This window comes from Variovorax paradoxus, from assembly GCF_022009635.1.
Classification (GTDB): domain Bacteria; phylum Pseudomonadota; class Gammaproteobacteria; order Burkholderiales; family Burkholderiaceae_C; genus Variovorax.
In genome coordinates, this window is sequence record NZ_CP091716.1 from 2,166,934 (window position 1) to 2,185,199 (window position 18,266).

Sequence of the window (18,266 nt, forward strand, 5' to 3'; positions counted from 1 at the left end):
AACCAAGCAAGGGAACTCGTTGCCATGATCGCCAGGGATTCGCTGCCGCCGCCTCCGCCGTTCTGGCATCGCCTCAACAGCTTCTTCGCCTTTCCCTTCCAGCTGCGGCCGCTGGCCTACGGCCTGGTGCTGTCTTTCTGCAGCCTGCTGTTCGAAGGGGTGTTCTTCCTGCCCGATGCGCTGGCGCTGGTCATCATCGAGATCGGCATCATGCTGGCGGCCAGCCGCTACAGCTTCAAGATCATCGCGCTGGGCGCGCGCGGCATCCGCGATTCGGCCGACTTCGGGCGCGAATCCAGCGACGAGTGGACCTACCTGCCTTGGAAGCTCTTCGCCATCACGCTGGTGCAGGCCCTCCTGATCGGCTGGCTCGGCTGGTATGCGCCGATCCTCGGCACGGTGGGGCTGTTCGTCATGTCCTTCACCTTTCCGGCGGCGGTGATCGTGCTGGTGCAGTCGGGCAGCTTCTTCCAGGCCATGAACCCCGGCCACGTGATGGACGCGATGCGCATCATCGGCTGGCCGTATGCGCTGCTGTGCTTCTTCCTGTTCCTGCTGAGTTCGGGCGCGCAGGTGGCGCTGGCGCTGGTGCTGCCGATGTTCGACGGGCGCATCGTGCTGCCGATCGCCAACTTCGCGTTCATCTACTTCGGCTGGGTCATGGCCAGCCTGCTGGGCTACGTGATGTTCCAGCACCACGACGCCTTCGGCTTCGACGCCGTGCCCGGCAGCGAACTGAACGACGGCGCTCCCGTGGACCGCCGCACGCCCGAGCAGATCGCGGCGCAGCGCACCGACGCCGAGGTGGCGCAGCTGGTCACCGAGGGCGACCTGATCGCCGCGCTGGGCATCGCCTACGAGGCGCAGCGAACCGCCGCCCATGACGACCTCGCCGCGCAGCGCCGCTACCACCGCGTGCTGGCCCTGATGCCCGAGAAGAAGGACACCATGCTCGACCAGGCGCGGCGCTTCATTCCGCTGCTGATGCGGCGCGACCTTTCCTCCGAGGCGCTCAAGGTCTTCAAGGCCTGCCGCGCGCAGGACAAGGCCTTCTCGCTCGACGACCCGGCCATGGTGATCGCGATGGCCCGCGCCGAATGGCGCAACGGCGACGCGCACGCCACGCTGGCGCTGCTGTCGGGCTTCGACAAGCGCTTCCGCGGCAGCGAGGCGATTCCGCAGGCCTACGAACTGGCCGCGCGCGCACTGGTGCAGGGGCTGGGCCGCTCCGACATGGCCCAGCCCATCCTCACGACCATGGAAGCGCGCTACCCGAACAGCGAGCAGACGCAGGAAGTGCGATGGCTGCTGCGGCCCGCGCCGGTTGCCTGACTCGCCTAACTCTCTTCCCAGCCGCCCCCCAGCGTCTTGTAGATCGTCAGCCGGTTGGTCTGCTCCGTGAGCTGCAGGCCGATCAGCGCCTGCTGCGCCGCGTAATAGGCGCGCTGCGCGTCGAGCACGTCGAGATAGCTGCTCGCGCCGCTCCTGAACAGCGACTGCGACAGCTCGAAGCTGCGCGAGGTGGCGCCCAGCAGCGAGCGCTGCGCGTCGAGCCGCTCGGCCAGCGTGCGGCGTTCGGCCAGCGCGTCGGCCACTTCGCGGAAGGCGGTCTGCACCGCTTTCTCATAAGTGGCGATCTGGATCTTCTGCTGCGCCTCGGCCACGCGCAGGTTGGCGCGATTGGCGCCGCCGTCGAAGATCGGCACGCTGATTGAAGGCGCGAAGCTCCATGCCTGGCTGCCGCCCGCGAACAGGCCCGACAGCGTGCTGCTCGCGGTGCCCGCCGACGCGGTGAGCGCGATGCGCGGGAAGAACGCAGCGCGCGCGGCGCCGATGTCGGCATTGCTCGCGCGCAGCGCGTGTTCGGCGGCGCGCACGTCGGGGCGCCGGTTCAGCACGCTCGACGGCAGGTCCGGCGGCGGCACGAGCAACCGGGCGGCATCGGCCGGCGCCGCGGTGTCCGAAGCGGGCGCGGCGGGCAGCAGGTCGGCCGGCGGCATGGCGCCGACCAGCAGCGCAAGCGCATTGCGGTCCTGCTCGACTTGGCTGTCGAACGCGGCCGCGTCGGCGCGCGCCGAATCGACCGTGCTCTGCGCCTGCGCGAGCGCCAGGCCCGATTGCGCGCCGAGCCGGTGGCTGCGCTGCACCAGGTCGAAGGACTTGCGCTGGCTCTCGAGCGTGTTGCGCGCGAGCAGCAGCCGCTGCTCGTCGGCCGCCAGTTGCAGCCACGCGGTCGCGACCGATGCGATCAGGCTGATCTGCGTGCTGCGCCGTGTTTCCTCGGTCTGGAAGTAGCTCTGCAGCGCCGATTCGCCGAGGTTGCGCACGCGGCCGAACAGGTCGATCTCGTAGCTCGTGAGACCGAGGTCGGCACTGTACTGGGAGCCGATGCGCGCCTCGCCGCCGGTCGACAGGCTGCCGGGCGTGCGCGAGCGGCTGCCGCCCGCGCCGGCTTCCACCGTGGGGAACAGGCTGGCGCGCGCAATGCCGTACTGCGCCCGCGCGCGCTCGATGTTGAGCGCCGCCACGCGCAGGTCGCGGTTGTTGGCGAGCGCAAGCTCGATGGTGCCGCGCAGCCGGGGCTCGACGAAGAAGCTGCGCCAGCTCACGTCGATCGGCGTCGGCGCCTCGACGCCGGAGGAGGGCAGCGCCTGCGGCACCGGCGATGCGGGCGCCGTGTATTCGGGCGCCAGGTTGACGCAGCCCGCGAGCACGGCCGAGGCCATGGCCGACAGGGCCAGCGAGCGAAGGGGGAAAGCGCGCTTGAACATCAGTGGCCTCCCTGTCCGGCGGTCGTGCCGGAGGAGATCTCCTGCACCGGCTTAGCCTTGCGCCTTCCGGCCAGCCAGCCGCGAATCAATGCGAAGAACAGCGGCACGAAGAAGATGCCCAGCGCGGTGCCCACCACCATGCCGCCGAGCACGGCCGTGCCGATCGACTGGCGGCCACCAGCGCCCGCGCCGGTGCCGATGGCCAGCGGCAGCACGCCGAAGCCGAAGGCCAGCGAGGTCATGAGGATGGGCCGCAGCCGCAGGCGCACCGCCTGCAGCGTCGCCTCGACCACGCCCTTGCCCTGCTCCTGCAGCTGCTTGGCGAACTCCACGATCAGGATCGCATTCTTCGACGACAGCCCCACCGTGGTCAGCAGGCCGACCTGGAAGTACACGTCGTTGCTCAGCCCGCGCAGGCTGGTGAAAAGCAGCGCCCCCACGATGCCCAGCGGCACCACCAGGATCACCGAGAACGGCACCGACCAGCTTTCGTACAGCGCGGCCAGGCACAGGAACACGAACAGGATCGATATGGCGTAGAGCAGCGGCGCCTGCGCGCCCGACAGCCGCTCCTGCAGCGACGCGCCGGTCCACTCGTAGCCGATGCCGGGGGGCATCTGCTTCATCACCGCGTCCACCGCGGCCATGGCGTCGCCCGAACTCACGCCGGGCGCCGCGTCGCCCACGAACTCGTAGCTCGGGCTGCCGTTGTAGCGCTGCAGCTGCGGCGAGCCGTAGCTCCAGCGCGAACTGGAGAACGACGGGAACGGCACCATCTGGCCCAGGCTGTTGCGCACGCTCCAGCGGTCGATGTCGGCGGGCAGCATGCGGAAGTCGGTGTCGCCCTGCATGTACACGCGCTTGACGCGGCCCTTGTCGAGGAAGTCGTTGATGTAGGTGCCGCCCATGGCGCTCGAAAGCGTGCTGTCGATGTCCGACGTGGCCAGGCTCAGCGCGCCGGCGCGCGCGTCGTCGATGTCCACCGCGAACTCCGGCGTGTCGTCGAGGTTGTTGCTGCGCACGTTGGCCACCTCGGGCCGCTGGCCCAGCAGCTCGATGGCCTGGTCGCGCGCCTTCACCAGCGCATCGTGGCCCAGGCCGTTGATGTCCTTCAGGTGGAAGTTGAAGCCCGCGTTGGCGCCCAGCCCGCGCACCGCCGGCGGCAGCAGCACGAAGATGCGCGCGTCGCGCACCGTCGACAGCTCCTTGTTGGCGCGCCGCGCCAGCTCGGCCGCCGACTGGCCCGCGCCGGTGCGCTCCGACCAGTCCTTGAGCTTGACGAAGGCGCGCGCCGAACTCTGGTCGCCGTTCTGGCCGGTGATGACGTTCACGCTCAGCACCTCGGCCTGCTTGCCGAAATACTGCTGCACCTGCTCGACCACCGGCTGCAGCCGCGCGTTCGAGGCGCCCGGCGGCAGGGTCACCTGCACCTGCAGGAAGGCCTGGTCCTCGTCGGGCAGGAAGGAGGTGGGCAGGCGCATGAACAGCAGCGCCATCACGCCCGCGATCAGCAGGTACACCACCAGGCTGCGCTTGCCGCGCCGCACGATGCCGCCGACGATGCCTTCGTAGCGGTTCGCGCTCTTGTCGAAGCCGCGGTTGAAGGCCGCGAAGAAGCGGTCGACGCGCCCGAGCAGCCCGCGGCGCGGCACCGGATGCTCGCCCTTGTGCACCGGCTTGAGCAGGGTGGCGCACAGCGCCGGCGTAAGGGTGAGCGCCACGAACACCGACAGCGCCATCGCCGAGACGATGGTGATCGAGAACTGCCGGTAGATGACGCCCGTGGAGCCGCCGAAGAAGGCCATCGGAATGAACACCGCCGACAGCACCAGCGCGATGCCCACCAGCGCCGGCGTGATCTCGGCCATCGACTTGCGCGTGGCTTCCTTGGGCGAGAGGCCTTCCTCGTGCATCACGCGCTCGACGTTCTCCACCACCACGATCGCATCGTCCACCAGGAGACCGATGGCCAGCACCATGCCGAACATGGTGAGCGTGTTGATCGAATAACCCGCCAGCGACAGCACGCCGAAGGTGCCCAGCAGCACCACCGGCACCGCGATGGCCGGGATCAGCGTGGCGCGCATGTTCTGCAGGAACACGTACATCACCAGCACCACCAGCAGCATGGCCTCCAGCAGCGCCTTGACCACCTCGTCGATGGAGGCGCTCACGAAGGGCGTGGTGTCGTAGCTCACGAAGGTCTGCAGCTGGTTGGGAAAGAGCGGCTTGAGCTCCTCGATCCTGGCCTTCACCGCCTCGGCCACCTGCACCGCGTTGGCGCCGTCGGCCAGCACCACGCCCAGGCCGGCGCCGGGCCGGCCGCCGAGCTGCGAGCGCACCGTGAGGTTCTCCGCGCCCAGTTCCACGCGCGCCACGTCTTTCAGGCGCACCACGGCGCCGTCGGGCGTGGAGCGCAGCACCACGTTCTCGAACTGCTCGGCCGTCTGCAGCTTGCTGCGCGCGGTGATGGTGGCGTTGAGCTGCTGCCCGGCGGCCGCGGGCAGCGCGCCCAGCTGGCCGGCGGAGACCTGCGCGTTCTGCGCGGTGATGGCGGCGCTCACGTCGGAGGGAATCAGCGCGTACTTGCGCAGCTTGTCGGGGTCCAGCCACAGGCGCATGGCGTAGCCGGTGCCCAGCGTCTGCACTTCGCCCACGCCGTCGATGCGGCTGATCACGTCCACCAGGTTGCTGGAGATGTAGTCGCCCACGTCCACCGCCGAGGCGCTGCCGTCGCCGGAGTACATCGAGACGATCATCAGGAAGTCGTTGCCGCCCTTGGTGACGGTGACGCCGCGGCTTTGCACCTGCTGCGGCAGGCGCGACATAGCCTGCTGCAGCTTGTTCTGCACCTGCATCTGCGCCACGTCGATGTTGGTGCCCGCGTCGAAGGTGAGCGACAGCCGCGCCACGCCCGACGAGTTGCTGGTCGACTGCATGTACAGCAGGTTGTCCAGCCCCTTCATCTGCTGCTCGATGACCTGCGTGACGGAGTCCTCGACCGTCTTGGCCGAGGCGCCCGTGTAGGTGGCGTTGATGGACACGCGCGGCGGCGCGATGTCGGGGTACTGCTCCAGCGGCAGCGTGCGGATGGCCATCAGGCCCGCGAGCATGACGACGATGGAAAGCACCCACGCGAAGATGGGCCGGTCGATGAAGAACTGAGCCATGGCCGGACCTCAGCGCGCCACGGTGTTGGAAGCCGCATCGGCGGCGTCGGGCTGCGCGCTGGCCACCGGGCCGGAGGGAGTGCCGTTGGCGGCCTTGGCGCCGAGGTCGACCACCTTTACCTTCTCGCCCACTTTCACCCGCTGCGAGCCCTCGGTCATCACCCGGTCGCCCGCGGCCAGGCCCTCGAGCACCTGCCAGCGCGTGCCGACCGCGCGGCCGACCTGGATGGGGCGCTTGGCGACCTTGTTCTCCGCGTCGACCACCAGCGCCGACGCGCTGCCGTCGGGCGCGCGCGTCACCGCCTGCTGGGGCACCAGCAGTGCGGTGGCGTCGGTGCCTTCCTGCAGCACGGCGCGCACGTACATGCCGGGCATCAGCAGCTTGTCGGGGTTGGGCACCACGGCGCGCAGCGTGACGCTGCCGGTGCCGGCATCGACGGTGACGCCGCTGAAGGTGAGGCGGCCGGCATGCGGGTACTTGCTGCCGTCTTCCAGCACCAGCTGTATGCGTGCCTCGGCGTCGCTCGCGCGCTGCAGGCGGCCGCTGGCGAGTTCGCGCTTGAGCCGCAGCAGCTCGCGGCTGGACTGGGTGACGTGCACGTGGATGGGGTCGAGCTGCTGCACCGTGGTCAGCGCCGCCGCCTGGTTGGCCGTGACCAGCGCGCCGGGCGTGACGGTCGACAGCTCGGCCCAGCCGGCGATCGGCGAGGTGATGCGCGTGTAGCCGAGCTGGATGCGCGCGGTCTGCTCGGCGGCGCGGGCCACGCCGAGATCGGCCTCGGCTTGTTGCTCGGCGGCCTGCGATTCGTCGAACACCTGGCGGCTGATCGCGTCGATCTTCACCAGCTCCGCATTGCGGCGCGCCACGGTGCGCGCGGTGGCCAGGGCCGACTCGGCCTTGCGCACGCTGGCCTGCGCGCTGGCGTGTGCCGCCTGCAGCGGTGCCGGGTCGAGCTGGTAGAGCACCTGGCCGGCCTTGACCTGCGAGCCTTCGGTGAAGAGCCGCTCCTTGAGGATGCCGCCGACCTGCGGCCGGATCTCGGCGATGACCGGCGCGGCGGTGCGGCCGGGCAGTTCGGTGCTTTGCGCCAGCGTCTCGTGCTTGAGGGTGACGGTGCCGACTTCCTTTCCCGGTGCGGCGGCCGCTTTCGATGTGCCGGATGTCTCCACGCTGGTGCGCGAGCAAGCTGCGAGCGCGGCGATGGCCATGGCCGTGAACAGCAGGGCGAAGCGGGAGCGGGTTTGGTCAGGCATCAGACAGGTTATGGAAGTAAGGAATCGGAGAAAAGCCTCCGGATGGAGCAGGCGAGCGCTCTCAAGTTCAACGAGACCTCGGGCGTGGAGGGCGGCTTTACACGCGGTTTACTGCAATTGCAGTGCCATGGCCGGAGATGGCGTGACAGCCCCGTGACAGGGCGTGAGTTGGCGGCCGAAACCGCCGCCGTGCCGTCTTCAGGCGCGCTGCAGGGCGCGCGTCACCATGTCGTTGGGCGCCAGGCGCAGCAGGTCGGGCAGCAGGCTCACGGCGCGGTCGCGTTCGCCCGCGTGCAGCAGGCCGTTGGCGCAGGCCGAGAGCGTATCGGGCAGCTCGGCGTGGTCGGGCGCGGTCTTCAGCAGGATGCGGCAGAGCTTGTCGGCATCGCCGAACTCGCGGATGCGCGCGAAGCGTCGCGCGAGCCGCGCCATGTCGTCGGGCTTCAGGCGCGCGCCGGGCTTGGCCTGGTCGAGGTAGGTCTTGTAGCTGGCGTGCTGCAGCGCGAGCGTGGCCGGATCGGTGGCGGGCAGGCGGAAGATGCGGCGCGCGGCATGGTGGAAGTCGTCGCTCGCGGGCTGCAGCCGCGCGGTGTTGAACCAGGCGCGCAGCGTGCCGGTGTCGCCGGGGCGCAGGGCCGCGGCGGCGCGCCATTCGGCGCAGGCGCGGTCGAACTTCATCGCGGCGCCGTACTTCTGGGCGGCGGCCACGTGCTCGTCGAAGCGGTCGGGTTCCGGGGCGGAGGCCGTTTCAGGGGCTTTCACCCGGCGCAGCAGCAGCGCGCCGGCCATCAGCGCGGCGCCGGTCAGCAGCCCGCCCAGGTGGGCCATGTAGGCGATGCCCTGGCCGCCCAGCCAGTGCTGCATCAGCTCGTTGGCGATCCATGCCGGCAGCAGCAGGAGCGCCGGCGCGGTGACGTAGTTGAAATAGAAGAACAGCTGGTAGAAGAAGCGGATGCGCCTGAGCCGGTACATCACCGCGTACATGCCCATCAGCGCCGAGATCGCGCCCGAGGCGCCGAGCCCGTAGCTGCCCTTGCCGGCATAGGCCCAGCCGGCCAGCAGCGAGGCGCCCAGCGCGCCCAGCAGGTAGAAGCTCAGGTAGGTGCCGCGCCCCAGCGCCAGCTCGACCGAAAAGCCGAACAGAAAAAGGAACAGCATGTTGCCCAGCAGGTGGCTGGTGCTGCCGTGCAGGAAGGCCGAGGTGATCCAGGTCCAGGGCCTGAACTCGGCGTCCTTGCCGTGGTCGTGCGACCAGCGCCGGGTGAACGGCTCGGGAAGCATCGCCTCGTAGTGCTGGCGGTCGCGCTTCCACTCGCCGTATTGCGGGTCGGTTGGCGTGACGACTTCGTCGGCCTGCAGTTTCCGCATGAACTGCTTTTCACCCTGCATGCCTTCGAGCAACTGCGGATAGGCCTCTTCGTGCGGCAGCATGCGGCGGGCCAGCTTGCCGCGCTTGGGATCTGCCTTTTCCAGCCATTCGACGAAGGGCGGCAACTCCAGCGCGGGCAGCACGCTCTTGACGTAATAGTCGGCGGCGCGCTCCCGCGCGTTCTCTTCGCTGCGCTGCGGCCCCCAGAACACGATCATGTTCAGGAGGATCAGCAGCACCGTCATCCACGGTGGGTTGCGCCAGCTCGGTCTGTTCTCGAGCGGGATGGCGTAGAACACGGTGCCGCTTCGATCGCGACCGGCCGATCAGCCAAGACGGGCGCGGTGGCGGGCGACCTGCGCCTTCACCTGCGCCGGGGCGGTGCCGCCCAGGATGTTGCGCGCGTTGAGCGAGCCGCGCAGGCTCAGCACGTCGTACACGTCCTTCTCGATGCTGGGGTTGAACTGCTGCAGCACGGCCAGCGGCAGTTCGGCCAGGTCGACCTGGTGCGAGGTGGCGGCCTTGACGGCATGGGCCACGGTTTCGTGCGCGTCGCGGAAGGGCAGACCCTTCTTCACCAGGTAGTCGGCCAGGTCGGTGGCGGTGGCGTAGCCGCGCAGCGCGGCGGCTTCCATGGCCTCGGGCTTCACGGTGATGCCGCCGATCATCTCGGCGAAGATGCGCAGGGTGTCCTTGAGCGTGTCGACGGTGTCGAACAGCGGCTCCTTGTCTTCCTGGTTGTCCTTGTTGTAGGCCAGCGGCTGGCCCTTCATGAGCGTGATGAGCGCCATCAGGTGGCCGACCACGCGGCCGGTCTTGCCGCGCGCCAGCTCGGGCACGTCGGGGTTCTTCTTCTGCGGCATGATCGACGAGCCGGTGGTGAAGCGGTCGGCGATCTGGATGAAGCCGAAGTTCTGGCTCATCCACAGGATGAGTTCTTCGCTCATGCGGCTCACGTGCACCATGCACAGGCTGGCCGCGGCGGTGAATTCGATGGCGAAGTCGCGGTCGCTCACGGCGTCCAGGCTGTTCTGGCACACGCCGTCCATGTTCAGCGTTTTGGCGACCAGCTCGCGGTCCAGCGGGTAGCTGGTGCCGGCCAGCGCGGCGGCGCCCAGCGGCAGGCGGTTGACGCGCTTGCGCACTTCGCCCATGCGCTCGGCGTCGCGGCTGAACATTTCCACGTAGGCCAGCATGTGGTGGCCGAAGCTCACCGGCTGCGCCACCTGCAGGTGGGTGAAGCCCGGCAGGATCACGTCGACGTTCTTCTCGGCGATGTCCACCAGCGCCTTCTGCAGCTCGACCAGCAGGTCGCCGATGAGGTCGATTTCGCCGCGCAGCCACAGGCGCACGTCGGTGGCGACCTGGTCGTTGCGGCTGCGGCCGGTGTGCAGGCGCTTGCCGGCGTCGCCGACCAACTGGGTCAGGCGGGCCTCGATGTTCAGGTGCACGTCTTCGAGGTCGAGCTTCCACTCGAAGGCGCCGGATTCGATTTCGGCGCGAATCTGCGCCATCCCGCGTTCGATCGCGGCGTGGTCCTGCACGCCGATGATGCCCTGCGCGGCCAGCATGCCGGCATGGGCCAGGGAGCCCTGGATATCGGCTTGCCACAGGCGCTTGTCGAAGAAGACGCTGGAGGTGTAGCGCTTGACGAGGTCGCTCATCGGTTCTGAGAACAGGGCCGACCAGGCTTCGGATTTCTTGTCGAATTGGTTTTGGGTCATGGGAGCCGTCCAGGAGGCAATAATGGGTTGGTCACCCGATGTAACTGATGTCTGCGATGCGCAACCCGGCGATTTTATCGGCCAGCTCTTCACCCACGTCCCCGCCATCGTCGGAAAGGGCGCGCAATGCCTTGCGCGGGGGGCCGTCGCTGTTCGACGCCTGCCGCATCGGCGTGGTTCTGCGCACGGTGGTGTTCGTCGAGGCGGTGGTGGCCATTGCCACGCTGTTCGTGGTTTCCACGCCGACCGAATGGCTGGTGCAGGCGGCCACCGTCACCGGCGGGGCCTTGCCCGCGACCCTGCTGTGGCTGGTGGCGACCTGCGGACTCAAGAAGCCGCTGCGGCGGCTGCCGCGCCAATGGCAGTACGGGGCGGGCGGGGCGCTCGGGGCCATCGCGGCGCTCTATGGTTGCGGGCTGCTGCGGCTCACCGGGGTGCTGTCGAATGCGCCGTGGCTGGCCAGCGCGCTGACCGGCGCCCTGTTCGCGGGACTGGTGATGGCCGCGATGGTGCTGCGCGCGCGCGGCCAGACGCCCGCCGCCACCACGGCCCGGCTGGAGGAACTGCAGTCGCGCATCCGTCCGCACTTTCTGTTCAACACGCTCAACAGTGCCATCGCGCTGGTGCGCGAGGAGCCGGCCAAGGCCGAGACCATGCTGGAAGACCTGGCCGAGCTGTTCCGCCAGGCGCTGGCCGACCCGGGCGAATCGGGCACGCTGGCCGACGAGATCGCGCTGGCCGAGCGCTACCTGGCCATCGAGCAGGTGCGCTTCGGCGACCGGCTGCGCATTCGCTGGGACCTGGATGCCGCCGCCAGCACTGCCCGGCTGCCGCCGCTTCTGTTGCAGCCGCTGGTCGAGAACGCCATCAAGCACGGCGTGGAGCCCAGCCCCGAGGGCGCCAAGCTGCGCATCCGCACCGAGCGGCGCGGTTCCATGGTGGTGATCGAGGTGGTCAACAGCCTGCCGCCGCTGCGCTGGGCCGACGAGCCGCTGCCGCGCGGCCACGGTATCGCGCTGGCCAATGTGAGAGACCGCCTGCGCCTTCTGCACGATATGCAGATGCAGTTCAGCGCCGGCATGGACCAGAAAAACTACCGGGTGCGTATCGCGATCCCGGCTGAATCATGAACATGAGCACACTGAAGACACTCATCGTCGACGACGAAGCCCTGGCCCGTTCCCGCCTGCGCACCCTGCTGCGGGACTGCAACTCGCCGGGCGCCGAGGTGGTGGCCGAGGCCGCGCAGGGCGCCGAGGCGCAGCAGCAGCTGGCCACGCTGGCGCTCGACCTGGTGCTGCTCGACGTGCACATGCCCGGCATTGACGGCATCGAGGTGGCGCGCGCGCTGCGAAGCCGCGCCGATGCGCCGGCGGTGGTGTTCGTCACCGCGCATGCGGCGCATGCGGTGACGGCCTTCGACCTCGACGCGGTCGACTACCTCACCAAGCCCGTGCGCGCCGAGCGCCTGCAGCAGGCGCTGCAGAAGGCCGAGCGCTTCCTGAAGGAGCGCCGCGCCCTGCAGGCCGAGGCCGCGCCGGAAACCGTGCTCATCCAGGACCGCGGCCGTGCCGAGCGCGTGCCGCTGTCCGAGGTGCTCTATCTCAAGTCCGAATACAAATACCTCACCGTGCGCACCGCCACGCGCAGCCACATCCTCGACGGCTCGCTCAACGAGTTCGAGGAGCGCTATCCGCACCGCTTCCTGCGCGTGCACCGCAACGCGCTGGTGGCGCGCGCGGCCATTCGCGCGCTCGAGAAATACGACGACGGCGAAGACGCCGAAGGCTGGGCACTGAGGCTCGACGCCATTCCCGAGCCGGTCGCGGTGTCGCGCCGCCAGCTGGCGGCCGTGCGCGAAGTGATCAAGGAAGCGCGATGAGCGGCGAGCGCGACGCATCCGCCGGCCAGACCCCGGCCTCCGACGCTCCGGAGGCGCCGAAGCCCCTGGAACCTGCCGCCGAGCCTCCGGCCGCCGAGCCCGCGACCGCTGCCGCCGCGGTGCCCGCGCCCGAAGCGCCAGCCGCCTCGCCTGCCCGCAAGCGAGAGCGCGAGCGCCTGCTGCTGCACATGCCCGTCGACGTGCGCAGCGCCTCGCTGGTGGTGCTCGCGGTGCTGGCCAGCGTGTTCGCGCTGCAGTGGGGGCAGGCCGTGTTCATTCCGCTGATGCTGAGCCTGCTGCTGACCTATGCGCTGTCGCCGCTGGTCGACCTGCTGCATCGATGGAAGCTGCCGCGCTGGATCGGCGCGGCGCTGATCCTCATGGGGCTGTTCGGCGGGCTGGGCTGGACCGGCTATTCGCTGTCGGGCAGCGCCTCGCAACTGCTCGACTCGCTCCCGGTCGCCGCGCAGAAGCTGGGCCAGGCCATGCGCCGCGACAAGAACGCCAGTGCCACGCCGCTGGAGAGCGTGCAGGCCGCCGCCGCGCAACTCGAGAAGGCCGCCGAGGAAAACTCGGCCAAGGTCGCATCGCGCCGGGGCGTGGCGCGCGTCATCATCGAGCGGCCCGGCTTCAACGTGCGCGACTACCTGCTCAGCGGCACCGTCGGCCTGCTGAGCGCGATGGGGCAGCTCACGCTGGTGGCCTTCCTCACTTACTTCGCGCTGTGTTCGGGCGACACCTTCCGCCGCAAGCTCATCAAGATCACCGGATCGAGCCTGCAGAAAAAGAAGGTCACGGTGCATGTGCTGGACGACATCACCCGCAACATCGAGCGCTACCTGCTGGTGCAGATTCTGGTGAGCGCGGTGGTGGGCGTGGCCACCGGCCTGGCGTTCTGGGTCATCGGGGTCGAGAACGCGGCCGTCTGGGGAATCATCGCGGGCGTGACCAACCTCATTCCATACATCGGCTCGGTGATCGTGCTGGTGGCGGCCGGGTTGGTTGCCTTTTTGCAGTTCAACAGCCTGCAGATGGGCATCGTGGTGGCCGGCGTGTCGCTGGGCATCCACACGCTCATCGGCAACCTGCTGATGCCCTGGCTCACCAGCCGCACCAGCCGCATGAACCCGGTGGCGGTGTTCGTGGGCGTGATCTTCTGGGGATGGCTCTGGGGCATCTGGGGGCTGCTGCTGGGCATTCCCATCACCATGGTGATCAAGTCGATCTGCGACCGGGTGGAAGATCTGCAGCCGATCGGGGAGCTGCTGGGGGAATAGGGCGGGGCGCAACGGGTGCGTGATAGAAACACGCCAAGGTTTTTCTTTTTTCTGTTCCGGGGTAGTTCAGTGGCAGAACGCTCGGCTTGGACCGAGAAGGCGCTGGTTCAACCCCAGCCCCCGGACCCACCCACTCTGCATGACCATGGACGTCGACTCGACCGGATCTCCCGGCGGCTATGCGGGCTTCCAACTGGCCCGCGCGCTGGCCGCGGCGGGGAGCCGCCAGGCATCGGTCCGCGAGGGCGCGGCCAAGCGGCTGCGTCAATGGCTCTCGGTGATCGACGGCCATCGCGACGGCTCCATCACCACCGGCTCGCGCACGCCGGTGAAAGACACGCCCGCATGGGCCACGCTCGAAGTGGTGACGGGCGGTTTCGCGACTGGCGCCTTGTTGGCAGGCGGGCCGCTGCAGCCGCATGAGCGCGCGTTGCGCACAGAGCTCGCGCCCGACGCGCCGGATGCCGATACGCGGCTCGCGCTGAACAGTTTCTTCCTCTCGGACCCGGGCCTCGAAAGGCTCCAGGCAATGCTTGCCACCGGTCGCTTCGACATCGAGCTGCCGGAAGAAGGCGCGCTGCTCGTTGTGGCTTGGCTGGTGCAGGCGGGCCATGCCGAAGATGCCTGGGAGTTGGTCGCCAAGCTGCTGCCCTGGTTCTCGAGGCTGCGCTTCTACCCGCACGAGCGCGCCGAGGCCCCAGCGGACGACGAGCGGCTTTGGGTGGACGACGCGGCGACCGCCGCCCGCGGCTTGCGGGCGATGAAGCCGAATCAGCGCATCCTGGCGCAAAAAGAGGCCATCGAAATCTGGGCGCCGATTCACGACCGAATGGCCGGGCTGATGCTCGAAACTGTGTCTGGCGACCTCCCCATCGCGCAGCGAACCGCCGCCGGCGCATGGCAGCACGGCGAGGCCGGCAAATTCGTCGTCACCGGCGGCTGGCCGTGTGCGCATTACCCCGACGGCTGGCGTGAGCGAGCGTTGGCGTTGCTCGCTCAATTCGAGGCGGCGCGTGAGGCACACCCGCACTGCAACCGCCCGGAACGCAAAGGCGACAGCTTCAGCACGTTGCGCGAGGGTCTGCTGCGCTGTGTCGATGCACCCGATGCGTTGACTGGCAGGGATGTGGGGCGCATCCGGCTGGTTCTCGCGCGCTACGTGGCCAAGCACGGCCCGTCGGAGTCGGCGGCGCGCATTGCGTGGCGCGAGCAACAACGCAGCCAGATCTCCGGCGCCACTTTCGCGCAGATCGCCGGCCAGATCGCGCAACGCCTCGACCGCCTGCCGCCCGACGAAGGGCTGGACGACGTGGCGCCCGTGCTTGCGCCGATCGACGACGCCGAACCGAGCGGCATTCCGTCGGGCATGCCGGTGCCGCCCACGGTGCGGCGCAAGGTCGGCCGTGCGCTCAAGGGCACGGCCGCCGAGTTGGTGGAGCGCGGCATCATTCCCTCGGGTGAGGTGCTTGCCAGGGTGCTGCCACGGTGGGCCGCGACGCTGAGCGTCGCGGACGTGGCCGACCCGGCATTGCGCCGGCTCCATGCGGCCATCTACCGCGCATTTCGCCGTCGGCGTTCGCTGCTGCTGGTGAACCTGCAGCACCAGGTGCGCATCGGCGAGTTGCCGTGGGTGGCCGCTATCGAGAGCTTCCGTGCACAGGACGAAGCCTCGCGCCGCGCCGCGCACCGGGCGCTGACCGAGGTATCGCAGCTCGCGCTGGGCGCGTTCCCGCAGGCCGTACTGCCGAACAAGCTGCTGCAGGAGATGACCGCCCTGGGCGAAGCCGCCGGGTTGCGGCTGCCATTGACCGAAGAGGTGGCGGCCGACATCTTCATGGGGCGCTTCTCGCCCAAGTTTCTTTCTGCCGCAAAAGTAGCGGCGAGCATGTTGCGGGCCAGACTCTATGCGCGCTATTACGACATCGACTGCGATGCGCTGATCGCCACGACCGAGCCGGCAGCGATGAAAACCGAGATGCGCTGGGACAGCAAGCCCGACGCACTGGCGCGGCTCTGCGCATCGCGCGCGGGCGTTGTTCCGGGCAGTGGCGGCACGGTTGCCAACGGCATGCTGATCGAGCAGGCGCAGATATTGACGACGCACAACCTGGCCGTGCTGTTCACTTCGCTCGATCTGGGCGAGCAGCTCGCGCCGCGACTGCCCGACATGGCGCGCCGATGCTTCAACTGGATATGCCTGCAACTGCAGATTCCCGTCGAGGGCCGGCATGCCCGGTTGATCCAGATCAAGAACTCGGCTTATGCCTGGCGGCAGATGATCTTCTTCCTGTCGCTCTGCGCTCCGGACGAGATCGATACGTTCATGGGCTGGGCAAAGGGGCACCTGGATGCACAGGGCCACGAATTCAAGCGGGTCTTTGCGCCGGCCTTGTCGGACCTCGCATTGGTCGCCGCTGCACATCTTGCCGGCGAGGTCCGCCCAGACATCCAGCCCTTCTTTGGTTGGAGCCAGGAAAAGCACTGGCTGATGCTGGACTGAAGACTCAGCAGAGTTTTTTCCGCATGATCCAGATGTCGATCAACTGTGGGCGAAGCTCGATTTCCCATTCGCCGCGTCTATCTGAAAACGGAGCCCCCTCATGCCCTACCTCCAACTCGACGTGAACGGCCACCACCCCGTGGCTGACAAGAAGCGCCTTGCCAGGCAGCTCAGCGAAACCTACGCACGGATGATGAGCGTCGACATCCGCCGCATCAGCATCGCGATCCGCGAAGTGGGCGAGGGCGGCGTGTGGCGCATGGTCGATGGCGAGCCGGTCGAGGTGTCGGTGCTGATGTGCGACATCCGGCGCGGCCGCTCCGCCGAGCTGCGGCTCGATGTGGCCAAGGCGCTGTGCCGCGACTGCATCGACATCCTGGGCCTGCGGGAGGACCGGCTCAATGTCGAGTTCACCCAGCATTCGGGCGACGAGATGTACCACCCGACGCTGGGCGGCTACAGCCCCGAGTGGTCGGAAGACGAATCGCCTCAGTGAACCGCCACGCGCGCGCGGTGCAGCCGTGAGAAGCGCGCGATCATCCACGGCCCCAGCAGCGCGCCCAGGCCGACCGAGCTCCAGGCCGCCACCCAGCCCTGCGTGCTGCCGATGCCGAAGCGCGTCTGGCCCCAGTCGAGCGCGAGGCCGAACACCCAGGGGCTGAGGGCGCCGGCGCCGAAGCCCATCACCGATCGCACCGAGAACGCGACGCCCAGCCGGTGCGGCGCCACCACATCGGCCAGCGCGGTGGAGTAGACCGACGAATCGGCGATGGCGCAGAGGTTGTAGACGGCGGCCATCGCGGCCAACAGCCACAGCGGCCAGGTCCACATCCAGCCGAACGCGAAGGACATGAAGAGGCTCGCGAGCGTCGCGGCCATCATCACCCGCGCCCGCCCGAGCCGGTCCGACGCTGCACCGCCCGCCACGCTGCCGAACACGCTGACGAGGTGGGCCAGCGCCGCCAGCGCGACGCCCGCGCCCTGCCACGACGACGATGCCTCGCCCGACGAGGCCATCAGGTAGGCCGGCAGCCATGCCCACAGCGCCATGAGTTCCCAGCAGTGGAAGGCGTAGGCCCAGTTGCCGGCCATGGCCGGCTTGTCGTGCACCGTGGCGCGCAGCGCCTGCCAGGTGCCTTCGCGCTCGGCGTGCGGCAACGGCGCGGAAGGCGGGCGCATGCGCCGCAGTGCCAGCACCGTGAGCAGCGCGCCAGCCACGGTGCAGCACGCCGCCGCCAACAGCCCCAGCGGCCAGTGCCGCGCATGGCTGAACGCGGCCACCACCGCGAGCGACAGCGCATAGCCCATCGACGATGCGCCGATGAACAGCCCCATCGCCCGCCCGCGCACCGCCGGCTGGGTGTTGCGCGCCAGCAGCTGCAGGCCCGGCGTGTACGAGGCCCCGGCGCACAGGCCCGCCAGGCCGTAGAGCAGCATGGCCGACAGGTGGTCGTGCGCGAACAGCGCGAAGGCCAGCGCCGCCATCGAACTCACGGCGCTGCCGGCGAAGAAGATGCGGTGCGGCCCGTAGCGGTCGGCCAGCAGGCCCACCGCGAACAGCGAGCTCATGTAGCCGATGTGCCATGCGCTCTGTATGGAGCCGGCCTGCGCCGCCGTCATGTGCCAGTCGGCCATCATGAAAGGCAGCACGCCGGAGTAGGCCGTGACGATCATGGCCTGCAGCAGGCGGCTCGCGCACAGCAGCGCGAGCCACCCGCGTATGGGGGCGTCGTTGTCGCCGGGCATGCGCGGGCTCAGCGCAGCGCGCGCTGCATCAGCACGGTGTCCATCCACTGGCCGAACTTGAAGCCGACCTCGCGCAGCACGCCCACTTGCTCGAAGCCCAGGCTGCCGTGCAGCCGCTGCGAGCCGAGGTTGGCGCTGTTGCCCACGCACGCGACCATCTGGCTGAAGCCGCCATCGGTGCAGCGCTGGATCACGGCGCGCAGCAGGGCGGTGCCGATGCCGTGGCCGTGCATGCCCTGCGCGACATAGACCGAGTCTTCCACCGTGTGCCGGTAGGCCGAGCGCGCTCTGTAGGCGGTGGCGTAGGCATAGCCGGCCACCTTGCCGTCCTTCAGCGCGACGAGGTAGGGCAGGCCGCGCGCGGCCACGTCGGCGCGGCGCGCCAGCATCTGCTGGGTGGTGGGCACTTCTTCCTCGAAGGAGCACAGGTCGTGCAGCACGTAATGGCTGTAGATGGCCTGCACGGCGGCCATGTGATGGGGCTCGGCGTCGATGACCGTGACGGCGGTGGATGCAATGGATGGCGATGACATGGCCCGATCTTGACGAGCCCTCATCGATAAGTGAAGCTTG

The 18,266-nt window shown here is 69.0% G+C and carries 14 protein-coding genes and 1 tRNA gene; 7 read left to right on the plus strand and 8 right to left on the minus strand.

The genetic code is table 11. The features are described from left to right. The first annotated feature begins 24 nt into the window (after positions 1-24). Positions 25-1,332 carry a hypothetical protein gene (locus tag L3V85_RS10130; RefSeq protein ID WP_237679178.1) on the plus strand — a complete coding sequence of 436 codons (1,308 nt, stop codon included), beginning with the start codon at positions 25-27 and terminating at the stop codon, positions 1,330-1,332. A 5-nt stretch (positions 1,333-1,337) separates the two neighbouring features. Here the strand turns inward: L3V85_RS10130 and L3V85_RS10135 are convergent, their stop codons facing one another. The 6 genes from L3V85_RS10135 to L3V85_RS10160 form a co-directional block, all read right to left on the minus strand. Next, positions 1,338-2,771: an efflux transporter outer membrane subunit gene (locus L3V85_RS10135; protein WP_237679179.1), complete on the minus strand. Its 1,434-nt coding sequence runs from the start codon at positions 2,769-2,771 to the stop codon at positions 1,338-1,340. After that, positions 2,771-5,941, minus strand: coding sequence for an efflux RND transporter permease subunit (locus tag L3V85_RS10140; RefSeq protein ID WP_237679180.1), 3,171 nt, complete (start codon positions 5,939-5,941; stop codon positions 2,771-2,773). The genes L3V85_RS10135 and L3V85_RS10140 overlap by 1 nt, the downstream gene beginning before the upstream one ends. A gap of 9 nt (positions 5,942-5,950) precedes the next feature. Then, entirely contained in the window at positions 5,951-7,195 is a 1,245-nt protein-coding gene (locus tag L3V85_RS10145) for an efflux RND transporter periplasmic adaptor subunit (protein WP_237679181.1), read from the minus strand. A gap of 198 nt (positions 7,196-7,393) precedes the next feature. Then, on the minus strand, positions 7,394-8,863 hold the full coding sequence (locus L3V85_RS10150) for a rhomboid family intramembrane serine protease (RefSeq protein ID WP_237679182.1): 1,470 nt from the start codon (positions 8,861-8,863) through the stop codon (positions 7,394-7,396). A 27-nt stretch (positions 8,864-8,890) separates the two neighbouring features. Further along, positions 8,891-10,288, minus strand: coding sequence for an argininosuccinate lyase (gene argH, locus L3V85_RS10155; protein ID WP_237679183.1), 1,398 nt, complete (start codon positions 10,286-10,288; stop codon positions 8,891-8,893). Positions 10,289-10,319: 31 nt separating this feature from the next. Continuing rightward, positions 10,320-10,475: a hypothetical protein gene (locus L3V85_RS10160; protein ID WP_237680729.1), complete on the minus strand. Its 156-nt coding sequence runs from the start codon at positions 10,473-10,475 to the stop codon at positions 10,320-10,322. Here L3V85_RS10160 and L3V85_RS10165 point away from each other — a divergent pair. The 6 genes from L3V85_RS10165 to L3V85_RS10190 all read left to right on the plus strand — a co-directional run bounded on the left by L3V85_RS10165 (position 10,420) and on the right by L3V85_RS10190 (position 16,443). Then, positions 10,420-11,418: a sensor histidine kinase gene (locus L3V85_RS10165; protein WP_237679184.1), complete on the plus strand. Its 999-nt coding sequence runs from the start codon at positions 10,420-10,422 to the stop codon at positions 11,416-11,418. The genes L3V85_RS10160 and L3V85_RS10165 overlap by 56 nt on opposite strands. 2 nt (positions 11,419-11,420) lie before the next feature. Further along, positions 11,421-12,170 (plus strand): LytR/AlgR family response regulator transcription factor, encoded by a 750-nt coding sequence (locus L3V85_RS10170; protein WP_237679185.1) that lies wholly within the window; start codon positions 11,421-11,423, stop codon positions 12,168-12,170. Further along, positions 12,167-13,447, plus strand: coding sequence for an AI-2E family transporter (locus L3V85_RS10175; protein WP_237679186.1), 1,281 nt, complete (start codon positions 12,167-12,169; stop codon positions 13,445-13,447). The genes L3V85_RS10170 and L3V85_RS10175 overlap by 4 nt, the downstream gene beginning before the upstream one ends. A 55-nt stretch (positions 13,448-13,502) precedes the next feature. Then, a tRNA-OTHER gene (locus L3V85_RS10180) sits at positions 13,503-13,576 on the plus strand. Between the two features lie 199 nt (positions 13,577-13,775). Further along, positions 13,776-15,947 carry a hypothetical protein gene (locus tag L3V85_RS10185; protein ID WP_237679187.1) on the plus strand — a complete coding sequence of 724 codons (2,172 nt, stop codon included), beginning with the start codon at positions 13,776-13,778 and terminating at the stop codon, positions 15,945-15,947. 100 nt (positions 15,948-16,047) lie between these two features. Beyond that, on the plus strand, positions 16,048-16,443 hold the full coding sequence (locus tag L3V85_RS10190) for a tautomerase family protein (protein ID WP_237679188.1): 396 nt from the start codon (positions 16,048-16,050) through the stop codon (positions 16,441-16,443). On the opposite strand, the gene L3V85_RS10195 is transcribed toward L3V85_RS10190, so the two are convergent. Then, the gene (locus L3V85_RS10195) at positions 16,437-17,693 is read right to left on the minus strand and encodes an MFS transporter (protein WP_237679189.1); all 1,257 of its coding nucleotides are present in this window, start codon (positions 17,691-17,693) and stop codon (positions 16,437-16,439) included. The genes L3V85_RS10190 and L3V85_RS10195 overlap by 7 nt on opposite strands. 8 nt (positions 17,694-17,701) lie before the next feature. Further along, positions 17,702-18,226 carry a GNAT family N-acetyltransferase gene (locus L3V85_RS10200; RefSeq protein ID WP_237679190.1) on the minus strand — a complete coding sequence of 175 codons (525 nt, stop codon included), beginning with the start codon at positions 18,224-18,226 and terminating at the stop codon, positions 17,702-17,704. Between the last annotated feature and the right edge of the window lie 40 nt (positions 18,227-18,266).